Below are 16,606 nucleotides of genomic sequence, written 5' to 3'. Positions count from 1 at the left end.
AACAGGCGGGGGTGGAGCCTAGGACTCCTCGCCGGGCTCAACCTCCGCGGGCCCGTTCTCGGCCCACCACTGACGCAGAACCTCTTCGGCGCGCTCAGGTCCCAGCGGGCCGTGCTCCATCCGCGCCTCGAGAAGGTGCTTGTAGGCCTTGCCCACCAGCGGCGAGGGTTTGATGTCGAGGATGGCCATGATCTGGCGACCGTCGAGGTCGGGGCGGATCGCCGCCAGCTCCTCCTGTTCGCTCAGCTTCTGGATCCGGTGCTCCAGATCGTCGTAGGCGAATGCGAGCCGATCGGCCTTCTTCTTGTTCCGGGTGGTCACGTCTGCCCGGGTGAGGATGTGCAGGCGGGAGAGCAGCGGACCGGCGTCGGTGACGTAACGGCGCACCGCGGAATCCGTCCATCCGGCATCACCGTAGCCGTAGAAGCGCAGGTGCAGCTCGACGAGGCGGCCGACGGCCTTGGTCGTGTCCTTGTCGAAACGCAGCGCCTTCATCCGCTTCGCCGTCAGCTTCGCGCCCACCGCATCATGGTGATAGAAGGTGACAGCACCACCGGGGGCGAATCTGCGGGTCGCGGGTTTGCCCACATCGTGCATCAGCGCCGCGAACCGGACAACGAAGTCCGGCACGCCGAGGCGGTTAGGATCCTCAGCACTCATCCCTGCCTCGCGCTGCTTGGCCGCATACTGCTCCTCGAGCTCGACGGCCTGGCGCAGCACGGTCAGCGAATGCTGGTAGACATCCTTATGGCGGTGGTGCTCATCGGTCTCCAGCCGCAGACCGGCGACCTCGGGCAGAACATGGTCGGCGACATCGGTGCGCACCAGCAGATCGATGCCCGCCGCCGGATCGATGCCGGTCATCAGCTTGAACAGCTCCACCTGGATGCGTTCTGCGGAGATAATCGCAATCCGATCGGCCATGTCACGCATCGCCGCTTCCACCTCGGCGACGGGATCGAGACCCAGCTGAGCGGTGAAGCGGGCCGCGCGCATCATACGCAGCGGATCATCGGAGAAGGAGTCCGCGGCAGTGCCCGGGGTGCGGATGACACCCTCGACGAGGTCGGTGAAGCCGTCGAACGGGTCCACGAAGGTCATCGACGGCAGACGGATCGCCATCGCCCCGATCGTGAAGTCACGTCGGATGAGGTCAGCGTCGAGATCTGTGCCGAATTTCACCGTTGGTTTGCGCGAATCCGGGTCGTAGGCCTCGGCGCGGTAGGTGGTGATCTCGATCTGCACACCCGATTTGATGGCGCCGATGGTGCCGAACTCCCGGCCGATGTCCCAGTGCGTGTCCACCCAGTCGGAGATGAGGGCGAGGATGTCGTCGGGGCGCGCATCCGTGGTGAAGTCGAGATCGGGCATCGGGCGGCCCAACAGTGCGTCGCGGACGGAGCCGCCGACGAGCGCGAGTTCGAATCCGGCCGCGGCGAAGCGCTTGCCCAAGGGCCCGAGGATATTCTCGAGCTCATCGAGCTTGTCGTACAGACGGGCGTGCGCGGTCTTCGGGTCCACCGAGCTCCTTCGTGTTCTACCGTGCCGTTCCGATCGGAGACGACTCATCTACAGCCGAGTCCAGCCTACCGGGAGCGCGTCCGACGAAACTTCCAAGAATCGCCTACTAAGGTAGGAGAATGACCACACCGATGCCCAAGCCGGGACCCAGGGCGTCCCGTCGCACCACGGTAGAGGAGATCTCCGCCGGGGGCATCGTCGTCGACTTCACACGCCCAGAGCTGACCGTGGCCGTGATCGCCCGGATCAACCGGGCCGGACGGATCGAATGGTGCCTTCCCAAGGGACACCTCGAAGGGCTGGAGACCCCCGCCGAGGCGGCTCGACGTGAGGTGGAGGAGGAGACCGGTATCCTGGGGCAGATCGTCTGTCCCCTGGGCACCGTCGACTACTGGTTCACGGTGACTGGAATCCGGATCCACAAACTCGTCCACCATTTCCTGCTGAGTGCACGCTCGGGGACTCTGACCGTGGATAATGATCCTGACCAGGAAGCGATCGACGCCGCGTGGATTCCATTCAATGATCTGCGCTCTCGCCTCTCGTTCGCCAACGAACGTCGCATCGTGTCCGCCGCCCGCCCGATGGTCGCCCGATTGGAGCAGTGAAACCCATCAGTCATATGCGTTTCCTTCTCGCCCTGCTGAGCAGTGTCCTTCTGCTCGCAGGGTCCGTTTTCGCATACCCGCTCCTGGGTTCGACGCCCGCAGCCGCCACGAGCGCCAGTGCCGCCGGTTCGGCCGGCAGCGGTTCGACCGACGCTGAGGGCAATTCACCCGACGGGACCACATCCAGCGGAGACGACGTCTCCATCACCCTCGACGAGGTGACCCCCTGGGTCGATGAGAAGGGCACACTCACGGTGCGCGGCACGATCACGAACCCCACGGATCAGGCGATCTCCAACCCGGATCTGCATCTGGCGATGTCCACGGACAAGCTCGATGCCGGACGCCGGATCGAGAACTGGAAGACCGATCAGTCCCAGAACCGCACGATCGCCGACCTCGAGGAGAATGGTCCCGACGCCCGCAAGAAGGCAAAGGAATCGGGCGAAGCGACCGATCCGATGACCACGGTGGATGCGGATTTCGACGATGAGATCGCGGCCGGATCCACCTCAGAATTCACGATCTCCGTGCCCGCAGAGCAACTGGGGCTGCGGAAGTCATCCCCGGTCTCGAACTGGGGTCCACGCGGCCTGAGCGTGCAGGTGGGCGATTCCACTGGACGGCTCGCCTCCGCGGTCGGCTTCTCCACCTGGTACCCGAGTCCGGAGTTCGACAAGACCAAGGTCAGCATGCTCGCACCGGTGACGTTGCCGGACCACACCACCGACGGCATCATCGATCCCGACCAGCTCGAGAAAGCCATCGGCAAGGGCGGTTCCCTGTCCGCGATCATGAAAGTCCTCAACACGCCCGGAATCGGCATCGCCCTCGATCCCCGGATCATCGCCTCCTTCGAGTCCGCTCTGGCCGAACTACCTTCGGAGAACGACGGAGCAGGTTCCGAGGAGACCGAGAAGCCCTCCCCAGAGGGTTCCGAATCCGCAACCACGGGACCCGATGCCCACGAGACCGACCCCGATGCGAACTCCAATGACCAGGACAGTGCCGATGGACTCAGCGCCGAGGAGGCCGAAGCCGACGCAGAGCAGCGTAAACTCCTCGACGCCTGGTATCACGACTTCCTCGAGGAAGCGGAGTCGCACACCGTCATCGCTCTGCCCTACGGCGATCCCGACCAGGCCTCGCTGGTGGACAGCGACCTGAAAAGCCTGGGCGCGTTCGCGCAGAAGCAGAGAAGCCTCGTCACGGATGTCCTGCCGGAGGCCAAGACCGATATCGCCTGGCCCATCGCCGGCTCCGCACAGCGCGATCAGCTCAAGGACTTCGCCGAGGCGGGTGATGAAACCGTGATCCTCAGCAATGCCCAGCAGCCCTCGCTGTCCGGGGTTCACGACGACGCGCATTCGACGACCCGCATCGGCTCGGATGGGCAGTCGTCGATCAACACCCTGATCAGCGATTCGGCTCTGGCGCAGCAGAGCGCTCAGATCATCGGGTCCCCGCACCCCGCCTCGGGCATCTCGGAACTGGTGGCGACGACTGCCGCGATCCAAGCGGAGTCACCCTACCGGACACGACATCTGCTGCTGCCCATGCCACGCACTGCAGCCTCGGTGAACTGGGAGAAGACGGTGGAAGCCGTCGCGGACGCGCCCTGGGTCGATCCGTCCGGTGTCGATGAGCTCCTCGCCACCGACGTCGCGCCCCGCGGTCTGCTGCAACCGCCGAAGGACCCGAAGAGCATCGGAACGAAGGCCGTGGCGAGCCTCGCGCAGACACGGGCCACGCAGAAGGAGTTCAACAGCGTATTCTCCGATCCGGGGAGTGCGAACACGCGACTGGACCGGGAGCTGCTCAGCTGCACCTCGGTCGCGTGGACCCTGGGCGGCAACGCCAAACGCTGCGCCGACGATGCCCAAGCCGCGAACGAGAAGATGAGGAACAGCATCTACCTCGAGAAGGGCTCCTCGGTTCTGCTCGTCACCGGTGAGGAGACGACGATCCCGGTCACGATCGTCAACGATTCCCCCGCCGACGCGACAATGAGCATCCGGATGAAGGCGAAGACCCCACAGCTGCGGGCCGAGCCCACGGAGACCGTCGTCGTGCCGGCCCAGGAGACCATGCGCGTCGACGTTCCCGTCGAGGGCATCGCCAACGCCGACGTGCCGACGACGATCGAGATGATCGCCGCCGATGACTTCGTCCTGCCGAATAGCGAGACGCTGCTCGTCAGGGTGCGGGCCGATTGGGAGAACATCGGCACGGCCGTCGTCGGATTGGGCCTGACCGCCGTCTTCGTTATCGGCTTGATCAAGACGATCTCACGCGGACGCAGGAAGATCCCCGAACAGCAGCTGGCCGATGCGATGGCTCGCGCGAAGAACGACGAATCGGAATCGAGGTAGGACTTGTCCAATCTTTCTTCATTGGCCAAATCCTCGGCCATCATGACCGCGGGGACCCTGACCTCGCGCGTATTGGGCCTGGTCAAGGCGTCCCTGTTGGCAACAGCGATAGGAATCACCGCGGTCCAGGCCGACGCCTTCGACGTCGCCAACAAGGTGCCCAACACCCTGTACATGCTCCTGGCCGGCGGTGTGGTCAACGCCGTCCTCGTCCCACAGCTGGTGCGGGCCTCGAAGAGGAAGGACGGGGGCGAGGACTTTACGAATCGCCTGCTGACCCTGTCGTTCCTCATCCTTGCGGTCGTGAGCATCATTGCCACGATCGCCGCACCGGTTCTCGTCTGGCTCTACTCCTCGGGGTGGGGACCGGACCAGATGGCGCTGGCCACGGCCTTCGCCTTCTGGTGCCTGCCGCAGCTGTTCTTCTACGGCCTCTACACGCTCCTGGGCCAAGTGCTCAATGCCAAGTCCTCATTCGGCCCGTATATGTGGGCACCGGTGCTCAACAATGTCGTCGCCATCGCGGGTCTCCTCGTCTTCATCATCGTCTTCGGGACGAATGATGCTTCCCCTCATCATCTGAGCACCTGGACTCCGGACAAGATCGCTCTCATGGGCGGCTCGGCCACCCTGGGTGTCGCCGCTCAGGCACTCATCCTGATCTGGCCGCTCAAGCGCATCGGCTTCAAGTACCGGCCGACCTTCGGCTTCCGCGGAGTCGGCCTGGGCACCGCCGGCAAGGTCGCGTTCTGGACCTTCGCCGCGATGCTCATCGGACAGTTGGGATTCCTCGTCATCTCCCGCGTCGCCGCCGGAGCGTCGGTGCCAGGGGAGGGCAATGCCTCGAACGCCGCTTATACCAACGCCTATCTCGTCTTCATGCTCCCGCACTCACTCATCGCGGTGTCGCTGGCCACGGCTCTCTTCACCTCTCTGAGCAGAGACGCGGCGAACCATGACACCAAGGCGGTCGTCGGCGACTTCTCCATGGGCGTGCGCATGGTCGGATTGATCAATTCCTTCGCGGTGGCGGCTCTCGTCGTGCTCGCCTCCCCGGTGGCGATGATCATCGCCGGCGATGGCCGCCAACAGGCCATGGCCGTGGGACTCGTCATCATCACCATGGTGTTCGGTCTCATTCCCTTCAGTGCCAACTACCTGGCACAGAGGGTCTTCTACGCCTATGAGGATGCGAAGACTCCGTTCCTCATCCAACTCCCGCAGGTGATCTTCCAGTCCCTGGCGGTGCTCTCGGCCACGATCTTCCCGAAATCGGTCACGGTGGCCATCATCGGTCTGACGATGAGCCTGGGATACCTGTTCGCCATGATCCTGTCATTCTGGCTTCTGTCCAAGCGCCTCGGCGAGATTGATCTCCGCGCAATCCTGATCGCTCATATGAAGTTCTTGGTAGCAGCGTTGGTTGCTGGATTGGCCGGTTACGGGCTTCTCTTCTTCTTCCCGGACTTTGCCCTGGCCGGCCGGTGGCAAGCATTCGTCTCCACCGCCGGCGTCGGGACTCTCATGCTCATTGTCTTCTTGGGAGCATGTTATTTGCTGAAAGTCAGAGAGTTGCATTCGATTATTGGCGTCGTTGCTGGAAAACTAAGAAAATAATCTGCGCATCGAAGCCCCTCTGGAGGTGGTCACCCTGATCGATATCGAACCCGGCATGGTTGTTGCCGGTCGTTACGTCGTATCAACGGTCGACCGCTGGTGGCTCGAGGACAAACCGCAGGCGGGCGCCGTGTGCACGGCCCTCGACGCCATCCTCGATGAACCGATGCTCATCCACGTCGCCGATGCCGATGGATCCACGGATGTGCTCGAGGCAGCGCGGCGGGTCTCCATCCTCGGCGACCATCGCATTGCCCCGACTTTGGATGTCGGTCATTCGGAGGGACTCGACTATGTCGTGTCCAAACGCATCGGCGTCACCTCGCTGGGTGAGATCCTGCCCAAGTCCCCGCTTCCCATCGATGCCGCCTGTGCGCTCATCGGCGAGATCGGAACGGTTCTCGTCACAGCCGCCCGACGCGGTCTCTTCCACATGTTCCTGCGCCCGAACACGGTCGGGATCACGACCAAGGGCACCGTCCTGGTCTCGGGTATCGGCATCGACGCCGCTCTGGCCCTGGGCACAGGACTGATCCAACCCGAGGATTACACACCGACGAAGGCATCTCGAGCGGATGCGCTGGGCCTCATCCGACTCCTCTACGCCGCTCTCACCGGTTATTGGCCCGCCGATGATCCATACAACGGGATACCCGCCGCGGGTCGGGAGAATTCCCGCATCGCCAGAGCCAAGTCTCTCAACCCCGATATCTCCAATGAGCTCGACGATTTCGTCAGCGGTATCCTCACCGGATCCGATCCGGGGCCAGGTTCCGTGGCCGAGGTGCTGGGCTACCTGGACGAATGGGATGCCGAGCTGCTGCGTTACGTCAATCGTGCCCCGGTCGTCGACAACGACAGCGTCTTCGACCAGTCACCACGCAGCTTCGACGAGGCGACGAGCCTGCCCACACCTCGATCGACGTCCATGGGTCCGAGCACTGCGAACACAGCCAGCGATGATCAGGTCAAGGCCGCTCTGGTTCGCATCGGCATCACCCGTCCGGGGACCCGTGGTCTGGCCGTAGGTGACGGCGGCAAGACCACAGGACAATATGCAGACCGAATGCAGATGCGGGAGGCTTCAAGCTTCCCGATCGGCAAGGATCAGCTCGACAATGCCGCCCAGGACTGGGAGGAATGGGAGCCTGAGCAGACCTATTCGCAGTACTCCGCATATGCAGAACACGAGTACGACGATAATCTGACCTCACCGATCATGAATCGTGACGACCCGGATTCTGACCCCGACACCCAGGCACTCAACGTCGTTTCCGAGGATGGCGCTGAAGAAGTCGAGGACGACAACGACACCCGCGTCATCATGGATGATGAGGATGATGATGGGTCGTGGTTCCTCGGCGGGATGTTCGAGACCAACGAGCAGCAGCGCGAACACCAGCTGCGCGAATACGAACGTGAACGCCGTATCGCCAAAGCCAAGGAAGACGAGGCACGCCGACGCATCGCTGCCCTCGAGGCGGCCTCGAACACCAAACAGCAAGAAGCCAACGCCGCCACGCCGCCCAAGGAGGTCCGCAGGCTCTCACCCAATTCGGTTGATGAAGCAGACGACGACTCGACCCGTTCCACGGCACCTGTTGCCGCGGTCTCACCGAAGCAGCGCTCCGACGACAATTCTGCCGCTGGTGCTGGGACTGGTGCCGCGGTTGCCGGCGGGGCAGCTGTCGGCGCAGCAGGGGTGGCTGGGGCTGTTGGGGCTTCCGAGACGGTCAGTTCCGAAGGCAAGAAGAAATCTGTCGGCAAGAAAGAGTCTGCGACGGCAGGGACCTCGACTGGCGACGCGGCTGCGGACTCCTCCAGAGGTGCAGCAGCTGGAAGTTCGGCCGGTGGGGGCTCAGCGGCTGGAGGTGCTGCTCGCGTCGGTTCGGGCGAATCGGCGAACAATGGCGACGACTCGGATGATGATCCGGCGAACTCACGAAAGCCGTTCGCGTGGCTGGTCCTTGCACTGGTGGTCGTCGCCGCCGTCGTGATCTCGATCGCGGTCTTCAACTTCAATTCCGGCGACACCCAACCCGAGAAGGTCGCTGAAACGTCGACCCCGGCTCAGACCGATGACGGCAAGGACAAGGAAAAAGAAGAGAAGACGGAAGAGCCCAAGCCAGAACCGCCGAAGATCGACAAAGTCACGGTGATGGATCCCGAAGGCGACGACGAGGAGAACAACGACGGAGCCAAAGACGTCGTGCCCAAGACGAAGGGGTCATGGGAGACCGACCGTTATAATTCTGCTTCGTTCGGCAACCTGAAGTCCGGTCTGGGCCTGCTCTTCGAACTCGAAGACAAGACAACGGTGAAAGAGGTCGAGGTCAAGTCGTCGAACTCGGGCGGATCCTTCGAGATTCGCGACGGTTCCGACCCTGAAGATTCCAAGAAGGTCGGCGAAGGGGAGTTCGACTCGGACGGGGTGACGATCAAACTTGACGATGACGTCGAGACCGACAATCTGATCCTCTGGGTGACCGAGCTTCCCCAGGACGAGGGCGGTTTCCGCGCCATCATCAACACCGTCGATTTCAAGTAGCAGCCCCAACCGGCCACATGTTCCTCTGTCGCACGAGGCAGACATCTGTTCCGAAAAAGACGATGAGCCGCGCCTGCGAGCAGGTGCGGAATAGTCGCAACCACCGTACCGTTACACGTACGATAGGCAATCTGTGCCGCCGTTGAGTGGGGCACTGAGAACACAGCGAGCAGAAACAGGGAATTGTCACATGACTGATACACAATTGGTGATCATCGGGTCGGGTCCGGCCGGGTACACCGCTGCTGTCTACGCGGCTCGTGCGAATCTTTCGCCCGTGGTCATCGCAGGTTCCGTGACGGCCGGTGGCGAACTCATGAACACCACCGACGTGGAGAATTACCCAGGATTCCCCGCTGGCGTACAGGGGCCGGAACTCATGGAGAACATGCGCGAGCAGGCTGAGAGATTCGGCGCCGAGGTGATCTATGACGACGTCGCAACTCTCAATCTAAATCCCGGCGCGCATCAGATCGAGACGTCGCTCGGTGCCAGATACACGGCTCAGGCCGTCATCCTCGCCACAGGCTCCGCCTACCGCGAGCTCAACCTTCCCAATGAGAAGAAACTGTCCGGCCACGGCGTCAGCTGGTGTGCAACCTGTGATGGATTCTTCTTCCGAAACCAGCACATCGCCGTTGTCGGCGGTGGTGACTCCGCCCTCGAAGAAGCAACGTTCCTCACTCGATTCGCGTCCAAGGTGACTCTGATCCACCGTCGCCAGGAGCTTCGAGCTTCCCAGGCGATGCAGGACCGGGCAGCTGCCGATGAGAAGCTCGAATACGTCCTCGACAGTGAGGTCGCCGAAATACATGGTGAAGATTCGCTGACGGGTCTCACGATCCGTAACACTGTCACCGGCGAGACCTCCGAGCTGCCTGTTACCGGCATGTTCGTGGCAATCGGCTCCGATCCTCGCACCAGTCTCTTCGACGATCAGCTCTCGCTGCGTCCTGACGGATATCTCAATGTCGAAGGACGCACCTCGAAGACGGCAGTCGAGGGCGTCTTCGCCGCAGGCGACGTCATCGATTCCGTCTACAGGCAGGCCATCACAGCTGCCGGAACAGGTTGCTCCGCTGCCCTCGACGCCGAGCATTACCTCGGCAATCTGGAGGCTGTGACCAAGCAAGCTCAAGCCGTCCCCGAGGCTTCGCAAGTCACCGCACCAGTCGCCTCCTGATAGTCCCTCCGCCGGGGTTATTCGTTCCCTGCTAGACGCGCGATATGTGTGGCTGTGTCAGGCTGGCACACAACGAAGGGGAATGAAACCGGCACTACCGCTGTTTCCGCTAGAGAACATTGTTAAGAGAAAGGTTGCTCATGTCGACAGAAGTCACTGATGCCACGTTCGAAGAGACCGTTTTGAAGTCAGACAAGCCAGTGCTCGTCGATTTCTGGGCTCCCTGGTGCGGCCCCTGCCGTATGGTCAGCCCGATCGTTGACCAGATCGCAGAAGAGAACACCGAGAAGCTCAACGTCGTCAAGGTCAACACTGACGAGAACCTCGAGATCGCGAGCAAGTACGGGATCACCTCGATTCCTGCGCTCTACGTCTTCAAGGATGGTGAAGTAGCCAAGACCATCATCGGCGCTCGGCCCAAGCCGGCGCTGGAAGATGAGCTCTCCGACTTCATCTGATCGAGTTCCAAGGCGCCTGTTGTACGATCAACAGGCGCCTTCGGTCTATCCACATGGCAGACAGGAACCATTTCAGAACTTCGCACAGCAGATTGGCATGGCATTGACTCACAACCCAAACCCGCAATTTTCACGCGGGGACAGCTCTGAGGTGTTGCCCAACATCAAATCTCAGATGGCTCGCCTGGGACTCAATGTCGGTCAGGTCGAATCGTTCGAGTTCGATCGGGCTTTCGAACTCGGTGTTCGCCAGTTCCAGCAGGTGCGAGGAATCCTCTGCGACGGTGTGATGGGCACTGAGACCTTTTCCGAGCTCGAGCGGGCTCGCTATCAACTAGGTGACCGAGTACTCCGCTATGACCCCGTCAGAGTCCTTACAGGTGATGATGTACTCAAAATGCAGCGGACCCTCGCCGGGCTTGGGTTCTACGCGGGCCGCATGGACGCAGAATATGCGGCAGTCACGGAGTCCGCAGTCAAAGAGCTGCAGATGAGTCTCGGGACGAAGGTCGACGGTGTGGCAGGGCCGCAGACCTTACGCGGACTCGACGCCATCGATCGTAAACAGGACACCGGTAATCTCTTCGCCCTCGAAGAACGAGCACGTGTCGCTGCATCCGGAACATCGCTCGCTGGACGAACGTTTGTCATCGAGGCTGCAACTACAGTTGTAGATTTCGAGACATTGCCGATGACCCCCGAACAGGCCGACACCGAACGCGCCATAACTACCGATATAGCAGGTCGCCTTGCTGGCCGTCTCGAAGCTGTCGGCGCCGGAGCCGTTGTTCTCCATGGCGACGCGGTCGAAGTCAACACGGCCGACCAGCTTGGTGCATCCGCGGTTATCACTGTCACTGCCGACATCAATAAGTCGAAAGACGCAAACGGGATTGCAACCTTTTTCTTCGGACATGAGACGCATCCCGATATCAACTCACCTACCGGTGCGCGCCTCGCACAACTGATCCAGAGTGAGCTCGCAGCACGAACGGGGATGAGGGATTGCAGGACCCACGGCCGGACCTGGTCCTCGCTGAAGCGACTGCGTACTCCCAAAGTCCACGTCGTTGCCGGCTACCTCACCAACTCTGACGACCTCGAGAATCTAGAGGACGCCAACGTTCGCAATGCGATTGCCGATGGGATTGCTGCCGGACTGCAGAGGCTGTATGTCCGTGAAGACTCAGATCCCGAAACGGGCACACTTAGCCTCGCGCAGATCAAAGCATACAACTGAGAATTCAATTCCGGTTGTTTCACGTGAAACCAGCAGAATGGGCGGTTCGTCTCCGATACTGTGGACTGTCCGTCGTCTAGTCGGATTGCTAGGGACCAAAAGACGGTTGGCCTTCGAACTCATATCCCGACCGCATTCTCCCCGCGAATTGCCCCCTGATAGCGTCGGGAAGAGATTACGTCACTCAGCCTAGAGACAGTGCCAGTACTTACGGTCGAGCGCGTCAATGAACGGGCGGAGCGTTAGCGCAGCAGCCATGATCGGCAAAGCCATATATCGAATAGCTTCCAATCGCCTCGTACTCGAGCCGTCGACACGCACCTACGCAATCGCGGGATCCGTACTACGATTGACTGGGCCTGCAAACGACTCACTACTACAGAATCCCAGCACGCTAGACGGCCGGCGGGAAAGCATCGCAGACAGTACCAGCCTAGGAGCACTATGCATTCTCAGGTGCCCGGGGTTTGCTTGGAAGTCTCTCTCGACAACTTACCGTGAGTATCGATGACAGTTTCACGTGAAACAGGTCCCCTAACGCTATGGAACAAACGCGGCTGAGCGCAGAACCCGCTTCGACCCCGTATTCCGGTGAATACACAAATGCTGTTCTGAAAACGATGGTCATCCAAACGAAGACGTAGGTGCATGCGCACTATTCGGCAGCATCTCGGTGCAGGTGAGAATCGTTCGTTCGACTCCAAATGCGTTTCACGTGAAAATCACCTCCTACTACTCGTCCCATCGAATTCGCCCTAGAAGCGCCCGCCGAAGCGGTCGGACAGTTGGGGTGCTCACTCAGAATGTTGAAAATCGAAAACAACCTGTTTCCCTTAGCTGCCTAAGGAATGCAAAAGTCACAGCATTAGAAGACTTGCACGGGTTTAATTTCATGAACATCGCGTTTCACGTGAAACCGTTGGTTCAATACTTCGCTAGGTATATGGTTATCCCCTGGATCCTGACTTGAGAGTTCCAAGCAGAAATCTCTATGCGGAACGCCCCTACATGCACCTAGAGTCGCCATAGATATGATCATCGTTGATATTCGCAGGGTCCTACTCCGCCTTCCTCGTGACACCGCCCGCGGAAGGTAGGCGATCGCTCCCGACCTTATAGATCGCTTCGTGCTCAGGTTTCACGTGAAACACCCCAACATTCTCGACGCGAACATGCCGGCGACGGGCTCTACCCCGACCAGATTTGAGAGCCGTCGACGGATAAGCACGCCGCTACATTTTCGATACAAACGGATCTGAAGCCGACACCGCTCGGAGTCCAGCGCTGTCCTTCAAGATGCAAATTGGTCCAGCCGTTGATTCGAGCCCGCAAACCACCTTCGTTCCACGTGAAACAACGAGCTCGACAACTCCGCTCGACCTACTAGGTTCGAGGTAAAGCCAACTTCTGGCTAGACGACTTACAGATCGCATTCCGCTCGTTCAGAGGCGTGGCACGATCTGAGTAACCCACAATAGTCAGAAAGTTCCACGTGAAACAGGTGCCAACCTGTCCGTCGCATCCCCCGGTCGGGTTAGCTCAGACCGGCTCGCCGCGGCCTCAACGTCTCACCACGGATACGACAAACGCACGGACCGCGGTCGCGACTTTCAAGTTATCAACGTGAATACGCCGCGAGTCTTGCACTGGCAGAACGTCGTTGCGAAGACGCTCCCTGTCATTCTGGCACGACCGACGCGTTCTTAGGCCGGCTCGGGAATTGCCTGAGCAACAGGAAGCAGATCAGGCTTTCGGTCCAGAATGTAGAAAGACAAGGTGTTAGGGAATTGGTTTCACGTGAAACATAGCCTCAGAATCCATAGTTGCAAGAGGGTCAGACCGTTCAGTTACGTTGTCAGGTTCCGACTAATAAGGATCTGCAACTTAGCCTCCTCAACTTCGTACTTTCGGACTACGCGCGGATGAGTGCAGTTGCCTTCCTAACAAAAGCGCGAGAAAGGTCGAGGGTTGTTCGTATTTGAATCCCGAACGTGCTGCTTAGCTCCCGCAGCTGGAGCGATGGCAACCCTGCACACCAGTCCTATACGACGATTGAACAGCGACACTGGACCCCGATGACACAACGACCTTAGCAATCAGTGACGTGTTTCACGTGAAACCAAAGGATCCGAGCGGTATCGGATCCACAAAGAAGCTATAGGAATACGCGTAATCGCAACATCGAGTTCCTTGCAGCCGGTAGACCTCTATTGGAGATTCGTTCCCTTGCGCCCCGTCAGATGAGCGTTTGATAGCCTGCACCAAATTCCCTCAGCAGCAGACTTGGGCGATCGGACCAATCCAGTTTGGACCCGCACCCGAATCGTCTGGAGACTGAACCTAGTACCGATGCCTTCCATGGCGGTCAGAAACCTATACGCGACGCCGATGACGACAACTCGAGGGTTGACGACATGCCCTGCGGATTCCTGGATACGGCGACCACGCTAATGCTTCCCGCTCAGCCTGAAGTTGAGGTAAAGGGACGGGCCAGGCGCCAGCTGGTACTTGTCAGAATACCCCGGTTGCGTCGGATAGGTCGGACAGCAGGTGCTAAAGGCTACCGAGCATCCGTACACGCTCGAGCTACAGGTACAGGACAAAAGCCACCAGATTGAAAGCGAGTAGTGCGATCTGCATACGGGCCGGGACGGACCGCGGAGCTGGACGAGGCGGCTCTGTCGGACGCAATTGGCGCCCAAAGCCTCCAACCAGCCCAAAAGGTCGTTTCACGTGAAACGTAAGTCATGACGCACGACGGTTGGTATGACTCACCAAGTGAGAACGGGAACAACACGATATTCAAGCCAATCAGATTGCTGTCAAACGGCAACACTGAAGGATTGTCGCTTTGGTCGGTTCTCCGACTCGAGGGCTCATGGACCCCATTTCTGTCGCAGGCACCAGCACAGTGTCCTTCCCTCAGTGTCGTTCGTTCACACTATACATATAGAATCCGTGGCACTCACAGAACGCTATTGTTTCACGTGAAACCAGGTCGACAATCACGCGACCCGGGACAGCGCAAGGTGCAGATTGCAAGTATCGCGACCCCAGTGGAGACGTTCGATGCGATTGGCGCGATAACCCTCCGTGGAATTCACAAACCAGCAGTCCCATCAGGAAAAGACGCATAGAATGCTACATCACTAGAAGGATCCGGAAACATTGAACCAGGAGGCTGGAAGTGAGCAGCAATAAGGCGGGTGAGACAGCCCGAGGACTATCTCACCCGCCTTACAGTGTTAGGGTCAGAACAAACTACTCGGCCGGGGATTCCACACCGAGCAGGCTGAGGATGCGATTAAGATCGTCCTGGTTAGCGAACTCCACGCTCAGTTTCCCCTTCTTCTTTCCCACAGTGATGTTGACCTTCGTCTCCAAACGATCGCCAAGACGATCTGCGACCTCAATGAACTGAGGGGCCACCCGAGTCGTTGCACGTGAAACATTCATGGAGTCGCCGCGATTCAACAGAACCACAGCTTCCTCAGACGCTCGCACAGATAAGCCTTCGGCGACGATGCGCTGAGCAAGGACTTCCATGTGTTCCGGATCGCGGAGACCGAGAATCGCTCGAGCGTGTCCTGCCGAGATGACACCGGCAGCTACACGCCTCTGGACCAGAGGCGGCAAACGAAGCAAGCGCAGAGTATTAGAAATCTGCGGTCGAGATCGCCCGATACGTTCGGATAGTTCCTCCTGTGTACAGCCGAAGTCCTCGAGCAGCTGGCCATACGCCGCCGCTTCCTCCAGCGGGTTAAGTTCTGCACGATGCAAGTTCTCGAGAAGCGCGTCCCGCAGCAGGTCAGTGTCATCGACATACCTGATGATCGCAGGAATCGTTGAAAGACCCGCATCCTTCGTCGCCCGCAGACGACGCTCACCCATAATGAGTTCGAAGCGTTCTCGATCGCTGGGCTTCTGGCGCACGACAACTGGCTGCAGCACGCCGATCTCACGGATGCTGTGGACGAGCTCGCTGAGCTGATCTTCATCAAAGAACGTGCGCGGCTGTCGAGGATTAGCGTCGATACGATCAACATCGATCTCGCCGAATTCAGTATCAGGGATCGAATCCACTCCAGCGATATCAGAATCAGCACTGGGCGCCTCAACATCAGCCTCCACACCTTCGGCGGAGTCTCCTGCCCGAGCGGGAGATTCCGAACCCGGAGTCACTACCTTCGTAGTATCTGCTGCTTGCGAGTCTTCGGCTTTCCTAGCCTCGTCGAATACCTCATTGCCCGACCTGTAGACCCCGGGATGAGTCTCAGACACATCGTCGGGCTCTGACGGAATCTCCTCCGTGGAACCGATAGTCGGGTCGGTCGAACTCGCTTTCACCGATGGTTCAGCGGGTGCCACGACCGACGCGTCTGATTCTGGAATGCTCTGATTATCCGGCTCCGGCGTACGTTCGCCCCGTGAACCTTCGTCCGGTTTAGAACTCGGCAAAGAATCTGCAACTGAACGACCAGCCGCTTCAGCGGGCTTCTTCGCCGGACTCGAGCTGGCTGAACCGCCGCTCCTGCGCGTGGCCGACGAGCCTTCAGACACTGTCTTTGTTCCCGCCGATTTCGAGCCGGGTGTCTTCGCACCGCTCGTCTTCGTCGCGGAGGAATCAGTCCCCGTCGATTTGGACGTCGTCGACGTGGAGCTGGCTTGCTTCGCCCCTGCGGAACTGTTCCCCGAAAAGGTCTTCTTGGCCCCAGCTTGAGAACTGCCGGGTTTGGACGAAGTCGAGCTGGATGTACTCTTCGCGGGAGCAGCCTTCGCTGAGGAGGTTTTCGCGGGCGTGCCCTGCGCAGACGAGCCTTTCTTGGAAGGGGTCTTTGCGGGAGCAGCTTTCGCAGTCGAACTCTTCGCTGGAGCAGACTCGGAGCCACTTTCTGCCCTCGTGGACGTCTTCGCCGACGATGACCCAGCTGTGGTTCCGGACTTGGGCTTTCGCCGGCGGGACGACTGCATAGACGCTGCAGGATCCGTCCGAGCGGCACGGGGTGCCTTCGCCTCTTCTGTACCCTGATTTGCATCTTCAGCTTCACCGCCGGAGAAG

General features: G+C 60.1%; 10 protein-coding genes. 8 read left to right on the top strand and 2 right to left on the bottom strand.

Going from position 1 to position 16,606, the window contains the following annotated elements:
• Positions 1 to 18: 18 nt before the first annotated feature.
• Complete coding sequence (locus BLT92_RS09565) at positions 19 to 1,521, bottom strand: CCA tRNA nucleotidyltransferase (RefSeq protein ID WP_092105169.1); 1,503 nt, start codon at positions 1,519 to 1,521, stop codon at positions 19 to 21.
• Between the two features lie 119 nt (positions 1,522 to 1,640).
• Here BLT92_RS09565 and BLT92_RS09560 point away from each other — a divergent pair, with 119 nt between their 5' ends.
• From BLT92_RS09560 to BLT92_RS09530, 7 genes are all read left to right on the top strand, one after another.
• A complete protein-coding gene (locus tag BLT92_RS09560) occupies positions 1,641 to 2,129 on the top strand; it encodes an NUDIX domain-containing protein (RefSeq protein WP_092105167.1) in 489 nt (162 codons plus the stop codon).
• Complete coding sequence (locus BLT92_RS09555) at positions 2,126 to 4,501, top strand: DUF6049 family protein (protein ID WP_092105165.1); 2,376 nt, start codon at positions 2,126 to 2,128, stop codon at positions 4,499 to 4,501. The genes BLT92_RS09560 and BLT92_RS09555 overlap by 4 nt, the downstream gene beginning before the upstream one ends.
• Before the next feature lie 3 nt (positions 4,502 to 4,504).
• Positions 4,505 to 6,118, top strand: a complete 1,614-nt coding sequence (gene murJ / locus BLT92_RS09550) for a murein biosynthesis integral membrane protein MurJ (protein WP_092105163.1) — start codon at positions 4,505 to 4,507, stop codon at positions 6,116 to 6,118.
• A 25-nt stretch (positions 6,119 to 6,143) separates the two neighbouring features.
• On the top strand, positions 6,144 to 8,666 hold the full coding sequence (locus BLT92_RS09545) for a protein kinase family protein (RefSeq protein ID WP_092105161.1): 2,523 nt from the start codon (positions 6,144 to 6,146) through the stop codon (positions 8,664 to 8,666).
• A gap of 190 nt (positions 8,667 to 8,856) precedes the next feature.
• Positions 8,857 to 9,849, top strand: coding sequence for a thioredoxin-disulfide reductase (gene trxB, locus BLT92_RS09540; protein ID WP_092105159.1), 993 nt, complete (start codon positions 8,857 to 8,859; stop codon positions 9,847 to 9,849).
• Positions 9,850 to 9,989: 140 nt separating this feature from the next.
• The gene (gene trxA, locus BLT92_RS09535) at positions 9,990 to 10,307 is read left to right on the top strand and encodes a thioredoxin (RefSeq protein ID WP_092105158.1); all 318 of its coding nucleotides are present in this window, start codon (positions 9,990 to 9,992) and stop codon (positions 10,305 to 10,307) included.
• Between the two features lie 19 nt (positions 10,308 to 10,326).
• Entirely contained in the window at positions 10,327 to 11,547 is a 1,221-nt protein-coding gene (locus BLT92_RS09530) for an N-acetylmuramoyl-L-alanine amidase (RefSeq protein ID WP_231939118.1), read from the top strand.
• 3,261 nt (positions 11,548 to 14,808) lie between these two features.
• On the opposite strand, the gene BLT92_RS20860 is transcribed toward BLT92_RS09530, so the two are convergent.
• A complete protein-coding gene (locus BLT92_RS20860; protein WP_231939117.1) occupies positions 14,809 to 15,678 on the bottom strand; it encodes a ParB/RepB/Spo0J family partition protein in 870 nt (289 codons plus the stop codon).
• A gap of 406 nt (positions 15,679 to 16,084) precedes the next feature.
• On the opposite strand from BLT92_RS20860, the gene BLT92_RS20855 reads away from it, so the two are divergent.
• A complete protein-coding gene (locus BLT92_RS20855; protein ID WP_231939116.1) occupies positions 16,085 to 16,267 on the top strand; it encodes a hypothetical protein in 183 nt (60 codons plus the stop codon).
• The last annotated feature ends 339 nt before the right edge of the window (positions 16,268 to 16,606 follow it).

This window comes from Brevibacterium picturae, from assembly GCF_900105045.1.
GTDB classification, from domain to species: Bacteria; Actinomycetota; Actinomycetes; order Actinomycetales; family Brevibacteriaceae; genus Brevibacterium; species Brevibacterium picturae.
The sequence above is the reverse complement of the archived record's forward strand: the minus strand, read 5'-3'. Positions and strand labels throughout refer to the sequence as shown.

What these genes read in the sequence shown, in the direction of transcription:
- BLT92_RS09560 (WP_092105167.1), top strand. Translation starts at nt 1,641, where the DNA reads ATGACCACACCGATGCCCAAGCCGGGACCCAGGGCGTCCCGTCGCACC.
- trxB (WP_092105159.1), top strand. Translation starts at nt 8,857, where the DNA reads ATGACTGATACACAATTGGTGATCATCGGGTCGGGTCCGGCCGGGTAC.
- trxA (WP_092105158.1), top strand. Translation starts at nt 9,990, where the DNA reads ATGTCGACAGAAGTCACTGATGCCACGTTCGAAGAGACCGTTTTGAAG.